We start from the raw sequence: 14,826 nt of genomic DNA, 5'->3' as shown, positions 1-14,826 counted from the left end.
GCTGTTAAAATAGGCTGTTTTTTGGTATAATATGGCTTATGGAAATTGAAAAAACGAACCGTATGAATGCTCTTTTTGAATTTTATGCGGCTTTGCTGACTGATAAACAGATGAATTATATTGAGCTCTATTATGCTGACGATTACAGTTTAGCTGAAATAGCAGAAGAGTTTGCGGTCAGCCGTCAGGCTGTTTATGATAATATTAAACGCACAGAAAAAATTTTAGAAGATTATGAGATGAAGCTGCATATGTATTCCGACTATATTGTCCGCGATGAAATTTTTACTGAAATAAAAGAGAAGTATCCTGATGATGCATTTCTGCAAGAAAAAATTGACATCCTGTCAAGTATCGACAATTAGAAATCGTAAGCAGTCTAGCAGCAAAAGATTGCTCACAGAAAAACATAAAGAATCGCTTTTAAGTTAAGGAGATAAGAAGATTATGGCTTTTGAAAGTTTAACGGAACGCCTGCAGAATGTTTTTAAAAATATCCGTGGAAAGAAAAAATTATCAGAAAAAGAAGTACAGGAAGTTACCAAGGAAATTCGTCTGGCCTTGCTTGAAGCTGACGTCGCCCTTCCTGTGGTCAAAACATTCATCAAACGTGTCCGCCAGCGTGCTGTAGGACATGAAATTATTGACACGCTTGATCCGACACAACAAATCGTTAAAATTGTCAATGAAGAATTAACGGAAATACTTGGCTCTGAAACTGCGGCAATCCAAAAAGCCCCTAAAATTCCAACGGTCATCATGATGGCCGGGCTTCAAGGAGCTGGTAAAACAACTTTCGCCGGGAAATTAGCCAACAAACTTGTCAAAGAAGAAAGTGCCCGCCCTTTGCTGATTGCGGCAGATATTTACCGTCCGGCAGCTATTGACCAGCTGAAAACAATCGGTGCTCAAATCAATGTTCCTGTTTTTGATATGGGAACTGAGCATTCTGCAGTAGAGATTGTGGCTCAGGGGTTAACTCAGGCCAAAGAGAATCATAACGACTATGTTTTGATTGATACAGCCGGCCGCCTGCAAATCGATGAAAAGCTTATGGAAGAGCTTCGTGATGTTAAAGCCTTGGCTAAGCCTGACGAAATTCTGCTTGTTGTTGATAGTATGATTGGGCAGGAAGCGGCGAATGTTGCTGATGAGTTTAATAAACAGTTAGATATCACTGGTGTTATTCTCACTAAAATTGACGGCGATACACGCGGCGGTGCAGCTCTCTCTGTCCGTGAAATCACTGGTCAGCCGATTAAATTTACCGGAACTGGTGAGAAAATCACTGATATTGAGACTTTCCATCCCGACCGTATGGCCAGCCGCATTTTAGGAATGGGAGACCTCCTCACTCTTATTGAAAAAGCCAGTCAAGAATATGATGAGCAAAAATCGCTGGAATTAGCTGAGAAAATGCGGGAGAATACCTTTGATTTCAACGATTTTATTGACCAGCTGGATCAGGTTCAGAATATGGGACCGATGGAGGATCTGCTCAAAATGCTGCCCGGTGTAGCCAGCAATCCTGCTTTAGCTAATTTTAAAGTTGATGAGCAGCAGATTGCCAGAAAGCGAGCGATTGTGTCCTCAATGACCCCGCAAGAGCGGGAAAACCCAGATCTTTTAAACCCGAGCCGCCGCCGTCGGATTGCAGCAGGATCTGGCAACAGTTTTGTAGAGGTCAATAAGTTTATTAAAGACTTTAATCAGGCTAAACAAATGATGCAGGGTGTCATGTCCGGCGATATGAATAAGATGATGAAAGACATGGGACTGAATCCTAATAATATGCCAAAGCAAACAAATGGTATGGATATGTCAGCACTCGAAGGAATGATGGGGCAAGGCGGTTCCGCTGGGGTGCCTGATTTATCAGCATTAGACGGAGGTAATATGGACCTTAGCCAAATGATGGGCGGCGGCCTTAAAGGCAAGGTCGGATCCTTTGCTATGAAACAGGCCATGAAGCGGCAGGCTAATAAAATCAGAAAAGCTAAGAAAAAACGCAAGAAGTAATAACATTCGTTTATTTAGACCAGACCGCCTGCATAAATGAAACGATAGTCAGATATAAATAGAAGTGAGCAGCTCTGAATGAATTCATACCCGTCTACTGTGGCATTAAAATTAAAAAAGATCCTATTTGCCGCCAAAGAAATTTACCGTACAGTTAAAGAACGTTTTATCACCCTGCCAGACCGCTGGCGAGTCGTTATAATATCTTTTTTAATAGCCTTGCTTTATATTGGGCCCATCATTCTTGGAAGCAGCGGCGGGCTATATGGTGATGATTTGCACTTCCATATTGACAGAGTCCGCGGTCTGGCGAATATCTGGCAGAGTCCTGTAAACTTTCAGTCTTTTTATAAGGTTGGGCTGGGGATCAATTTCTTTTACCCTTATTTGACTTATTATCCTTATTATTTACTGTATGCCGTTTTCCGTGATTTTTACACTTCCTGGATAATTTATTTGTATTTTTTAACCAGTCTGACTTATCTAATTGCTTATTTTTCATCTTTTAAGATTCTGGCTTCGCGCCAAACGGCCCATCTGTTTGCCTTGTTTTATACTTTTGCAGCATACCGCTTAGGTAACTTTCTTATACGGTTTGCTGCAGGAGAACTTGTGGCAATTACCTTTCTGCCGCTTGTTTTTTGCGGACTTTACTTAATTCTTAGAGGCAGCTGCAAAAGATGGTATTATTTATCTTTTGGTCTGACTTTGATTATTTATAGCCATATTTTATCCTTTGTACTAACTGCTGTTTTAGTCGCTTTCATTTACCTGACAGCTATTTGGTTTACCGATAAGCGGTTAACCAGAAGCATATATCTAGGGCTGGCAGGACTGGCCGCTCTGGCTATGGGGAGTTTTCAGTTTTTTCCAATGCTTGAACAGCTGAGTTACCAGCATTTGAACGTTCCCGGCAAACTTTTTGAACATTTTGATGTGAAGCCGCTAAAAGAGATTATTTCCTTTGCTCTTTCCAACAACCTTTATCAGCATACCTTTGGGTTAGCTGTCTTATTAAGTTTGTTTTTGCTTCTCGTTTTTGTCAAAAAATTCCAACGAGAGGATTACTATATACTGACTCTTACCCTTGCTTTAATTATTCTGGAAACGCCCTTAGGCAATTCTTTTCCTGTTTTAGGGGAGACCATTCAGTTTATGTGGCGGCTCAATGCTTATATCACATTACTCGCTCTGTTTTTAATCACAAAGTTTCTGGGACAAAGCCACTTTAAAAATCATCGTGCTTATCTTATTTTGCTGATATTTTTGATGTTTATTCACAATAATGCCTGTTACAAAACTTTTGACGGAGCTAATCGTTATCCCGCAAATCCTGTTGGGGAACTTTCCAGCCGTAATAACTTGAAGAAATTAACTAATTCGGTCATGATGATGGATTATGCTAATCATTCTGAAAACAGGGAAAGAGAAATTTACGATATGGACAGCAAGGTTCATCATCGCGTTTTTATCAGTGGTTCTGCTGAGCAGCTGGAAAGCAAGGCGAAATTTACAAATACTTACAGTTATTTCACTATAGATAATCCAGCAGCAGAAACTCAAAATGTTGATTTACCCCTTTTCCATTATAAAGGGCAGGTGATTTCACTTGATGGTAAAACCATCCCAGTATCTCTAAATCCAATCAGCGGTTCAGCCATGATTCAGCTTCCGCCAGGGATGCATGAAATCACAGCGACTTATCAGTACACTCCACTGGCAAAAACGGCTTTTCTTTCGTCACTTTTATCCTTAGCGGCGACCTTACTTTATGTCGTTTATGTTAATAGCAGAATTACATTTACACTCACTGGCTGGAAGAAGCAGCGGTCGTTTATCCGCAGTATGAGGAAAAGATCATTTCAAAAATGTCTGTTTAGATAGACATTTTTCTTTTTGTCTGTTATAATGGACAAAAAGGAGAGAACTATGATTTATATAGCGATTATAGGTGACTTGATTAATTCCAAAAAACTGGAAAGAAGAAGCCAAGTTCAAGAGCAATTGCTGTCTCTGATGGAGGAGGTTAACCAAAAATATAAAACCATTGTCGCTTCACCCTTTACAGTAACAACTGGTGATGAATTTCAAGCTTTACTAATACCTAATAATAATATTTTTCACTTAATTGATGAGATAGCCATCGCTTTACATCCTATTGAAGTTCGCTTCGGGATAGGGGTGGGTAAAATGTCGACAGCCATCAATCAAGTGCAAAGTATTGGTTCGGACGGCCCCGCATTTTGGTTAGCACGGGCAGCAATCGACAGTATTCATGATAAGAACGACTATGGAACAAGTCACATTGCTTTGCATTGTGACAATCAGCTGATTCAAAACACGGTTAATAGCCTGCTCTCAGCTGGAGATTTTATAAAATCTAAGTGGACAGCCAACCAAACGGCGGTTTTACAAGCTTTGTTAGCAGAAGATATTTATCAGGAACAGTTTGAGCATCAAAAAATAGCAGAAACCTTAGGAATTAAGCCCAGCGGCTTTACTAAACGCCTTAAAGCCAGCGGTTTGAAACACTATCTGCGGAGCCGCAACGCGGCTGCAGATATGATGCTAAGCAGTATCCACCCCAAAGAAGGAGAATGACAGACATGCTTGGAAATTTATCTTTTTCGGCCTACTTGCACAGCAACCCTCTTTTGCTTTTAGCTTTAATTGCTCATTTTCTAGCTGATTTTCAATGGCAAAGTCAGAAAATGGCGGAGAAAAAAGCGAGTGATCGGCCTACACTCTTAAAACACCTATTCATTGTATCTATCCCTCTATTTATCTGTATTTCTCTGGTTCCATCAGCTTGGCATTTTTTACTGGCTGTTTTAGTGAGCCATTGTATCATCGACAGCGGCAAATTTTACCTTAATCCTAAATTAGCTGGTAAAAAATGGGACCGGCAAGTTTTTATTATTGATCAGTTGCTTCATTATGTTTTTATCTTTGCCGCTTATCTTTTAGCTGAACCCTATATCAATAGACCATCTTGGCTTTTCGCGGCGGCTGATATTCTATGCCTCATTTTTTTGCTTGTTTTAATAACAAAACCCATCAATATTGTCTTTAAACTTTTTTTCAGCAAATACCAAGTTCAAGATGAGGACGACGCTACCATAACAGGAGCAGGGGCCCTTATCGGATTGCTGGAAAGACTAATTATGGCCCTTTTCCTTATCAGCGGCCAGTATGCCTCAATCGGTCTTGTTTTTACAGCCAAATCCATCGCCCGCTATGACAAAATTTCTAAGAACCAAGCTTTTGCTGAGTATTATTTAATTGGTTCCTTGTTCAGCATTATTAGTGTTCTCATCTGCTATGAACTGCTGTATTATTTGTGAGATCATTTTACGTAATAAAAATTATGTAAAATAATAAAAGAAGTGCATGAAATTGAAAATATGGGGTCTCACAAATCCGCCCAATCTTCGCAAAGCAAACAGGACCAGGATTTATTATGTGCCAGACCCTTTATTAAAAATAGAATCAATAAGCAAGCAAAGAAGACTGATTTTAACAGTCTTCTTATTTTTTCGCTTTAAGCTATAAGGGCTAAGCTGCTAAAAAACGCAAAAGGAAACGGCAGCAAGTCCGAAATCTTCGATTTCGTTGTTGGTTTGTCTAGGGGAAGTTGCTTGAAAAAGCAGCCTCCAGACGTCAGCCACTCATCATTTCTCTCGCGGATTCTCTCTAATGTCTTTCCGAAAAACTGTAATTTTCTTGAAATACATTCTTACTTATGTTATACTCTCATTATAGATAGACTTATGATTGCTAAGGAGTATTTAAAAATATGAAACGGGAAGTGCTTTTGGAAAAAATTGAGGAACTTAAGACGGTGATGCCCTGGTATATTTTGGATTATTACCAATCAAAACTCACTGTGCCTTACAGTTTTACAACCTTGTATGAATATCTCAAGGAGTATAAAAGATTTTTAGACTGGGTTATTGAATCTGGCATTTCAGATGCTGTCAAGATTGCTGATATTGATTTGGCTGTTTTGGAACATTTGTCGAAAAAGGATATGGAAGCGTTTGTTCTTTATCTGCGCGAACGGCCCTCTTTAAACACTTACTCAACGAAACAGGGGGTATCACAGACAACGGTCAACCGTACCTTATCTGCACTTTCCAGTCTCTTTAAATATTTGACAGAAGAGGTCGAAGACAAAAACGGTGAACCCTACTTCTATCGAAATGTTATGAAAAAAGTGGCAACCAAAAAGAAAAAGGAAACTCTGGCTGCCCGTGCTGAAAATATTAAACAAAAGCTCTTTTTAGGGGATGAAACAGCCGCCTTTCTTGAGTATATTGACTGTGAATATGAAAATAAGCTGTCCAATCGTGCGAAATCATCTTTCCGAAAAAATAAAGAACGCGATTTAGCGATTATCGCTCTGCTTTTAGCATCTGGTGTTCGGCTGTCTGAGGCTGTCAATTTAGATTTAAAAGACCTCAATATAAAAATGATGGTTATTGAGATTACCCGCAAGGGCGGCAAACGTGATTCTGTCAATGTAGCTGCTTTTGCTAAACCCTATTTAGAACAGTATTTAGCTGTTCGTCAGCCGCGTTATAAGGCTGAAAAACAGGATACTGCTCTCTTTTTGACGGAATACCGCGGTGTCCCCAACCGCATTGATGCTTCCAGTATCGAAAAGATGGTTGCTAAGTACTCAGAAGATTTTAAAGTCCGGGTAACTCCGCACAAACTGCGGCACACACTTGCAACCCGCTTGTATGATGCTACTAAGTCCCAAGTTTTGGTCAGCCATCAGCTGGGGCATGCCAGCACTCAAGTTACAGATCTTTATACACATATTGTTAATGATGAGCAGAAAAACGCTCTGGATAAGTTATAATCAAAAACGGCAGTACCTTATAATGGGGACTGCCATTTTTGATTGCCGCTGCTCCTTCTCCTTGCCTGATAAGAAGTCTGTACTGGCTTGTATTTGACTTCATTCACTGCGATTTCCAAAGGTTTACGGCTAAAATATCCTGATATCGAACCGTATAATGACGACGGTTATTTTTGATCGTCACAAAATGTGAGCTGACTTCTGTAACTTGACCGGTTAAGGTTCTGCAGCTCTGTTTGTCGTTCACCGTAAAAATACCAGTCAACCTATTGGTATACAGCTGTCCGATTAAGGTTTGTTTTTCAGTATCCTCTAAATTACTTGAGAGTGTCTTCTTTCTTTTATCTTTGATTAATGAACTTGTATGCTCTGATAAGAAAAAACCTGTCCACTTTTCTATCCCTCGGTCTTGATGTTCCCGTGCGGACTGAAAAGGCAAATAACTGCGGTCAATCATGTTAATCCGTCCAATCCTCCAGCAGAGTGCCCTCCCACTAAGCGGCTGCGCTCTAAACTGCGTGAAGCTTCTTGCAGGGCATTGGCTTTTTGGATCATGGTAAAGCCAAATCGATCCCTAATGCCATCAATCGCCGACTGGAGCCTTTCTTCTTTTTCAATTTTTTCAGCATCATCAAAAAGGGAAATCAGGCCGTAAGAGTCATCAACCAAACCGGAATAGGTGACACTGATATGCCTGACAGCTCCTGACCTGTATTTCTTACGAAAGATTGTCAGGACATAATCCATTAATTGTTTGGTGCTATTGCTTGGCTCAATTTTCATCTGCGCCTGAATATGTTTTTTATGTTCTGTTTTTGAAAAGCCAACATAAATGGATACATTACTTGCTTTTTTATGTGCTTTTCGCAGGCGAATGGCTACCTGTTCTGCCATTTCCTTAAAAACCAACTCAATATCAGCCTGCTTGCAATAATCTCTTGGCAGTACCTGTGAGTTGCCTAAGCTTCTGGATTTCGCTTTGTAAGGCTGATGAACATTGCTTTCATCAATACCATTGGCGTGAAAAAAGAGATCAACACCTATAATACCAAGTTCTTTCTTCAAAATATCAGGGTTAAAATTAGCCAGTTCTTTGATAGAAAAAATACCCAGTTTATTCAGACGTTTTTCCATACGCCTGCCAATGCCCCAAAAATCAGTCATCCTAGGAATAGCCCAGACCTTGCTCTCAACATCACCGTATGACCAATTTGAACGCATGGTTTTGCGTTTTTTGGCCTCATTATCAAGAGCCAGCTTGGCCAACAAAGGATTAGCATTCGACATGCCAACTGTTGAATAAATGCCTGTTTTTCGCCAAATATCCCTCTGAATGTTAGCAGAGACTGTCTCTAACTTTTCCTTTCTGCTGATATTTTTATCAGGAACAAAATAGTTCAGAGATGATGTCAAATCAATAAAGCCTTCATCGATAGAGTAAGGTAAAATATCTTCAATGCTTGCATAATTTTGAAAAATATGCTGAATTTCAATATTCTTTTCGATATAAGTATCCATCCGCGGCGGCACAATAAAAGTTGCTTTCGCCCAAGCTTCGATATATTTAACAAATTCCGGTGTTACTGGAAGACCTTGCCGCTTGGCATTATAGTAAGAAAATCGCCGTGTGTGAACGTCAAACGGCAAATCATAAGCTCTGCTGACATTTGATTTGCCAAATACTTTTTTAAACATAGGCGACGAAGATAAGATCAAGCCGCTGGCATTCTCAGCTCTGCTCATGACACACAGTGATGTTTTTAAAGGGTGCAGGCCGCGCGCCACACATTCTACACTGGCATAGAAGGATTTCATATCGATAAAGGCAATATCTGATGTTGACTCTCGTGAATAATCGAAATAGCCCATAGACCTAATCCCTCCACATTAGTCGTATTTTTGTTAGTTTATTAACTAACACTATTATATATTTTTTTCATAAAAAAATCCATCCTTTTTGCAGCCGTTAGGAACCAAACTAGAGAAGAGAGTGGGGCAAAAATCGATGTACAACAAGGGATGAGAACTTCCAGTCAACCACTTGGCCAAACTCATCTGATTAAAAAAGCAAAATGAGGCAGGACTTTTGTCCTTGCCTCATTAGCGACTATACTTTTATTTTTTAAAAATAATGACATCTGTTCCTTTGTCAACTTGGCTGTTAATTTTTATAGCGAGGTTTAAGTTTTCTAAAACCTGCTTGGTCATGTAAAGTCCCAAACCTGTCGCTTTTTGATGCTGGTGCCCGTTGTATCCGGTAAAGCCTTCCTCAAAAATTCGCGGCAGATCCTCATCCAGTATTCCGATACCTTGATCTGACAGCGTTATACGTTTATCTTCGATATTAATAGCGATGGTGCCATTATTTTTGGAATATTTAATAGCATTGTCCAATACTTGCGAGAGAGCAAAACTCAGCCATTTCCTGTCTGTCTTCAACTGCCACTCTCCTTGAATAGTTACAGATAAATCTTTAGCCAGAAAACTCACACGGTATTTTTTAATAAGCTGCCGCATCAAGGACGACACGGAAAGGTCTTCGAAACGAAAATCGTCTTTGTTTTGACTAAATTTCATATATGTCAGCAGATTGTCTAGATAGTTTTGCAGTCTAATCAGCTGCTGTTCCACCTTATTTCCTTCAAGTTTATTGGTCTGTGCCATCAGTGACAGAGCTGATAAAGGAACTTTCATTTGATGGGACCACATTTTGATGAGATTCTGCAGTTCTTCTGTTTTTGTTTTGGCTGCAAGCAGTTCTTCTCCTTCTTTATCTTTCAACTTAGTAATCAACTCTTGATAACTTTTTTCTGAAGGTGCAGTTAAGGATCTTAGCTCTTCTACATAAACAAAATTATGTAAAATTAATAACTTCCGTCTGAATCGGATGTACTGCCAGATAGTGATTAAAATAAGAAAAGTCAGATTTAAAACTAAGCTGTTTGCAAAATAGGATAAGGGAAGACGGTACAAATAGAACATCAGAAAATAAAAAGCTGACATTATCACATACAAACTATACCAGACACGGTATTCATTTAAAAATTTCCAAATCATTTAAGTAAGTACCCTACTCCTCTTACGGTATGAATGCGATTAAAACCGAGAGGCTGAATTTTTTTTCTTAAGCGTGTCATGTTAACACTTAAGGTATTTTGGTCAATAAAATTTTCATTTTCCCAAAGCTTTTCAAGCAACTCGTCCTTGGACACAACTTGTTCACAGTGTGCAAAGAGAATGGCTAAAATCTTATTTTCTGTCGGTGACAGGGTAATTTGTTCTTTGCCATTTGATAAAACGCCATCGCGGTTAAGTGTAAAACCATCCAAATGGTAGTCACTGTCTTTTGTAAACTGCTGAGCACGACGCAGAAAAGCAGCGATTTTAGCATCCAATATGGTTAAAGAAAAAGGTTTGGCAATGAAATCATCTCCTCCCATATCCAGAGCCATAACAGTATCCATTTCGTCGTCGCTGGAAGAAATGAAGATGATGGGCATGGTCATGCTTTTCCGGATTTCTGTTGTCCAGTAAAAGCCATTAAAATAAGGCAGTGTGATATCCATGAGGATAAGATCTGGTTTGATCTCCTCAACTTCCTGCTTGATAGCTCGAAAATTAGTGACACTAAAAACATGGTAATTTTGAGAAAGGTGATTTTTTAGCAGATGAACTATCGTTTGATCATCTTCAATAATATAGATTTTCTCCTGTGTATTCATAACTTTATTGTATCAAAAAAAGAAATAGGACAAAAGCCAAAGCTTGATAACACGTCCTATTTCTTGAAGTCTTATCTTTAGAAAAACAAAAGAGTATTATATTTATCTGTCTGGCTACCACCTCCTTTTTTATCAAGATACAAAGGCTGTAAAGAACGCAATGGGAAAATAGGAAATCGGCGTTAGGTCGCTAGACCTTAGATGGTTTATTCTCACAGAACATCCACACTCGTATGTCAACCTGAGGCTTCCTACGATTGCGTCTCTTTTTCCCGCAGCTTTAGGCCGTGTTCAGTTCCATTAAGATACAAAGGCTGTGCTTTGTCTATCTTTCAATAATTTTGTAATAGGTTCGGCTTGTAAGCCGGTAAATAAGAAAATAGATAAGGAGAATGCTCACAATTGTCAGAACGCTGACTGTATAAATAAACTGATCTCCCTGAACTCCAAAAAGCAAAAGCAGTTTCTTAAGAATAGGCAAAGCAAAGATGAAGTGTATGATAGAAATGATTAACGGCAGGAAGAAGACTAAAAGGATCTGTGAATTGATTGTTCTTTTAACCTGTTTTAAACTCATCCCTACTTCTTGCAAAATCTTATAAGCCTGTTTATCCTGTGTGCCTTCAGAGAGCTGTTTATAATAGATAATCAAAGCTGCACCTAGTAAGAAAGCAATTCCAAGCAGGAAACCCGTGAAAAGAAAACCGCCAGTCATTTTCATGACTTCGTTTCGCAGGTCAGAATCTACTGAAAAGACAGCTGCTGCTGCATCTTCTTCTCCCTCTTCTTCATAAATAGCCAGTACACCGCCGTTTTCTTTAGCTTTTTCTGCCAGAATACGCTGCTCTTTTTCATTTAATTCAGTCATAGCTATATAATCATAGGTCGAAGGATAGGAAGTGAATTGATTATAGATTGTCCGCATTTCTTCCAGCTGATTATCATCAGCAACGACTAGAACTCCTGCAGGAATCGCACTGCTCACTTCCTGCATATTTTTCATCTCCTTGATTTGGTAGCTATTATCATAGCTGCTGCCAAACCAATCGAGTGTTTTAAAAAGATAGGGATTTTGCTGATTATAATCATAAAAGGCAACCTGCTGCTCTGATAAATCAGGCAGGTCATTTCCTAATGCCCGGAAATCATCTTGGGTTATAACCATCAAATCTCCTACATTATTCAGTCCACCCGGTGTTATTGCTTGGGAAAGGAATTCTTGGTTGACACTGACTGTGTCTTTGCTTCTGTCATAAGGGATTGTAAAGCTTGTCATAAGATACTGATGAAAAGTTTTATCGAAACTGCTATTCTCTTCTTTTAGAGGCGGCAGAACCTCTTCATTCATAATCGTTTGTGCTTCCTGACGGTTGCTGACTGTATGGATCTCAACCAAAGAATTTTTAGGGTACTGCATTTTGACCAAATTTTCGTTATTGGCGTACAGAGCAACAGTTGAAAAAATGGTTACAAAGGCCATAATAGCCAACAAGGTGATATTAGCAAGTCCTACTGCATTCTGCTTCATACGAAAAATCATTTGCGACGTGTTGACAAAATGCTCAGGCTTGTAAAAATAATTTTTATTCTTACGCCGAAATTTAAGATACCAAGTAATAAAACTGATATAAAAGAGATAGGTTCCGATAATAACGGCTATAATAGCCTGAAAGAAACGGACAATCCCTGCTAAAGCACTCAAATTCCCGGAAGTAACAGATAAATAGTAACCGTAGCCGATTGCGGCAAGACCGATAATCGCGAGAAAAATATTGCCTCTTGGTTCGCGTTCCCCTTGGTTTTGATTGCTGAATAAATTAAGACCTGAGGTTCTGCGGATTCTTATGACATTAACAAATTCTAAAAACAGAAAGATAGCCACAAATAAAAAGATATTGATGATAAAAGCTACAGGTGTTATGGAAAAATTAAGATTATCATATTGGATCAGATTAACGAATACCAGATAAGAAACGTTTGATAAAACAGCGCTCAAAAGAGAGCCTAAAACAACGGTTAAAAAGAAAATGACGGTGAGTTCCAGCGTTGACAGCCAGGTAATCTGCCTTTTATTCATCCCTAGAATGTTATAAAGTCCAAATTCCTGATAGCGCTGCTTGAGTAAAAAATTATAGCTGTATAAACATAAAATAGCAGAAAAAATGGCAAGAACAACATAAGCAAGCACCAGAGCAAAGGCGCCCGATCCCATTGATTCAGCTGTTGGACTGACTAGGATTAAAAGCGTGATATTGCTGAAAACAAAGGTTGTGATACTGACTAAAAAGAAAGGAGCGAATTGCTTAAACGATTGCTTGAGGTTATTGAGAGCTAGTTTGATATAAAACATCTTTATTCACCTCCCAAAAGGGCACTCATGGCAAGAGAAATATCTTTATTGAATTCTTGATTGCTTTTATGGCCTCGATAGATCTGATGGAAAATACGGCCGTCTTTGATAAAAAGTACCCGTTTAGCATGGCTGGCCGCATTAGCCGAATGCGTTACCATAAGAATCGTTTGAGCATCAGCATTGATGACTTCGAAAAGATTAAGGAGATCCTCAGAATTTCTGTAATCCAAAGCGGCTGTAGGCTCATCTGCCAGTAAAATTTGCGGACCGGTAATCAAACTCCGAGCGATAGCTACCCGCTGTTTTTGACCGCCGGAAAGTTCAAAAGGCCGTTTTTTAAGCAAATTCTGGATATGTAATTTAGGTGCGATCTGATTCAGCCGTTCTTCCATTTCCTGATAGTTTTTTCTGGCCAGCACCAGCGGTAGGAAAATATTATCTTTTACCGATAAAGTATCTAAGAGATTAAACTCCTGAAAAACAAAGCCTAAATTTTTTAACCGAAAATCAGCCAGCTGGTTTTCCTTAATTTTAGTGATATTTTCCCCGTTTAGGATGACTGAGCCATTTGTAGGCTTTTCGAGGGTCGCAAGAATATTAAGAAGAGTCGTCTTGCCTGATCCCGATTCTCCCATAATCGCGATAAATTCACCATGATCAACTTTGAAATCAACATCCTGCAATGCACGTGTTTCTTCTTTTGAAAAACGTGTCCGAAAGACTTTTTCTAAATGATTAATTTCTAGCAGCATTATTTTTTTCTCCTTATTTTTTATTATAGCTTATTATCTTCCAGATTTGTACCACACTCCCAGGGCAATAAGCAGAGTTGTGCTAATCAGGAAAATGGCAAGAGCACTGTAAAAATCAACTGTCTGTTGTATAAGTTCCGTTCCCATAGTACTTCTCCTTTTAAAACAAGATACAACGGCCGTGAAATGCAAAGTAAAAATAGGAACCTGACCATCGAGTCACCAAAGACTCAAGGAAAGGCTATACTCACAGAGCAGCCGCATTCGTGCGTCAGCTTGCGCTTCCTACGGCTGCGTCTCTTTTTTACACAGCGTTTAGGCCGTATCCGGCTTTCTTTAACCGCCTATGTAAAGTGCGGACAAAAACGTGAAACTGTCACATTCAGCAGAATAGTTATAATTTTTTGTTTTTGTTTTTTTATAATCTTATTGTACCGAAAAAAGGAAGCTTAAATCTTACACATTAACTCTGCTAATCTTACAAAAATGTAAGGTTTAATTTCGTTTTTTATCCGGCTTTTTGTTATAATGTAGGAAAGATTGCTTCTAGGGGAGTGAAGATGGCAAAGAGGAAAAATTGGATTAAAAAACTTAGCAGAGTCAGTAAAATTGTTTCTGTCTTGCCGGATGCAACAGAAATTATCAACAGGGCAGTAGATAACACCAGGCCAATCATTGAAAAGGAACTGGACAGGCACCATGAGCGTCAGGAAGCTTATAGAGAGATAGATAATGTGCTGCATTTAAATGTAGAGGAAGCTAAGAGACATTTAGAAAACCAAGGTTTTACAGTCAGTAAGATTCCGGCTACACCGCACATTAAATATGCCAAAGCTTTTCCCAATCAGGTTGTCAGTATGTATCCTAAAAAACGAAAAGCTAAGCTTGGATCGCTGGTTAAGCTGTACTATCTTGACCAAGCTACTATCAATGCCAGTATCATCCTTTTGAATGAGCAAAAATCTAGAGTTCAAAGATTCGGCCGGACCTTCTCAAACTCGCTTAAGCATGGTAAAAAAAAGTTTCCAAAAAAGCATAGGAAACCCAAAGATGTTACGCCGAAATCCACAGATAAACGGCAATGATGTATTTTTAAAAAGCACAGGACCTGTA

Annotated in this window: 13 protein-coding genes; 7 read left to right on the top strand and 6 right to left on the bottom strand. The window is 39.1% G+C overall.

Annotated features, from left to right (window positions below; translation table 11 throughout):
- The first annotated feature begins 38 nt into the window (after window positions 1–38).
- The 6 genes from DDV21_RS06230 (at window position 39) to xerS (ending at window position 6,886) form a co-directional block, all read left to right on the top strand.
- Window positions 39–365 (top strand): putative DNA-binding protein, encoded by a 327-nt coding sequence (locus DDV21_RS06230; RefSeq protein WP_116877120.1) that lies wholly within the window; start codon window positions 39–41, stop codon window positions 363–365.
- 82 nt (window positions 366–447) lie between these two features.
- A complete protein-coding gene (ffh, locus tag DDV21_RS06225) occupies window positions 448–2,019 on the top strand; it encodes a signal recognition particle protein (protein ID WP_116877121.1) in 1,572 nt (523 codons plus the stop codon).
- 78 nt (window positions 2,020–2,097) lie between these two features.
- Window positions 2,098–3,903 carry a glycosyltransferase family protein gene (locus DDV21_RS06220; protein ID WP_116877122.1) on the top strand — a complete coding sequence of 602 codons (1,806 nt, stop codon included), beginning with the start codon at window positions 2,098–2,100 and terminating at the stop codon, window positions 3,901–3,903.
- 45 nt (window positions 3,904–3,948) lie between these two features.
- Window positions 3,949–4,620, top strand: coding sequence for a SatD family protein (locus tag DDV21_RS06215; RefSeq protein WP_116877123.1), 672 nt, complete (start codon window positions 3,949–3,951; stop codon window positions 4,618–4,620).
- Between the two features lie 5 nt (window positions 4,621–4,625).
- On the top strand, window positions 4,626–5,363 hold the full coding sequence (locus DDV21_RS06210; protein WP_374936026.1) for a DUF3307 domain-containing protein: 738 nt from the start codon (window positions 4,626–4,628) through the stop codon (window positions 5,361–5,363).
- Window positions 5,364–5,815: 452 nt separating this feature from the next.
- Window positions 5,816–6,886: a tyrosine recombinase XerS gene (gene xerS, locus DDV21_RS06205; protein ID WP_116877125.1), complete on the top strand. Its 1,071-nt coding sequence runs from the start codon at window positions 5,816–5,818 to the stop codon at window positions 6,884–6,886.
- Window positions 6,887–6,989: 103 nt separating this feature from the next.
- On the opposite strand, the gene DDV21_RS06200 is transcribed toward xerS, so the two are convergent.
- The 6 genes from DDV21_RS06200 to DDV21_RS06175 all read right to left on the bottom strand — a co-directional run bounded on the left by DDV21_RS06200 (window position 6,990) and on the right by DDV21_RS06175 (window position 13,713).
- A complete protein-coding gene (locus DDV21_RS06200) occupies window positions 6,990–7,343 on the bottom strand; it encodes a hypothetical protein (RefSeq protein WP_116877126.1) in 354 nt (117 codons plus the stop codon).
- Complete coding sequence (locus DDV21_RS06195) at window positions 7,340–8,755, bottom strand: Y-family DNA polymerase (RefSeq protein WP_116877127.1); 1,416 nt, start codon at window positions 8,753–8,755, stop codon at window positions 7,340–7,342. Before DDV21_RS06195 ends, DDV21_RS06200 begins: the two co-directional genes overlap by 4 nt.
- A gap of 246 nt (window positions 8,756–9,001) precedes the next feature.
- Window positions 9,002–9,943: a sensor histidine kinase gene (locus DDV21_RS06190; protein WP_116877128.1), complete on the bottom strand. Its 942-nt coding sequence runs from the start codon at window positions 9,941–9,943 to the stop codon at window positions 9,002–9,004.
- The gene (locus DDV21_RS06185) at window positions 9,940–10,608 is read right to left on the bottom strand and encodes a response regulator transcription factor (protein WP_116877129.1); all 669 of its coding nucleotides are present in this window, start codon (window positions 10,606–10,608) and stop codon (window positions 9,940–9,942) included. Before DDV21_RS06185 ends, DDV21_RS06190 begins: the two co-directional genes overlap by 4 nt.
- A gap of 325 nt (window positions 10,609–10,933) precedes the next feature.
- Window positions 10,934–12,958 (bottom strand): ABC transporter permease, encoded by a 2,025-nt coding sequence (locus tag DDV21_RS06180; RefSeq protein WP_116877130.1) that lies wholly within the window; start codon window positions 12,956–12,958, stop codon window positions 10,934–10,936.
- Between the two features lie 2 nt (window positions 12,959–12,960).
- Window positions 12,961–13,713, bottom strand: a complete 753-nt coding sequence (locus DDV21_RS06175) for an ABC transporter ATP-binding protein (protein ID WP_116877131.1) — start codon at window positions 13,711–13,713, stop codon at window positions 12,961–12,963.
- Between the two features lie 560 nt (window positions 13,714–14,273).
- Here DDV21_RS06175 and DDV21_RS06170 point away from each other — a divergent pair.
- Window positions 14,274–14,798: a PASTA domain-containing protein gene (locus DDV21_RS06170; RefSeq protein ID WP_116877132.1), complete on the top strand. Its 525-nt coding sequence runs from the start codon at window positions 14,274–14,276 to the stop codon at window positions 14,796–14,798.
- Window positions 14,799–14,826 lie beyond the last annotated feature (28 nt).

Origin of the sequence: Streptococcus chenjunshii, assembly GCF_003086355.1 — a bacterium.
GTDB lineage: Bacteria > Bacillota > Bacilli > Lactobacillales > Streptococcaceae > Streptococcus > Streptococcus chenjunshii.
The sequence above is the reverse complement of the archived record's forward strand: the minus strand, read 5'-3'. Positions and strand labels throughout refer to the sequence as shown.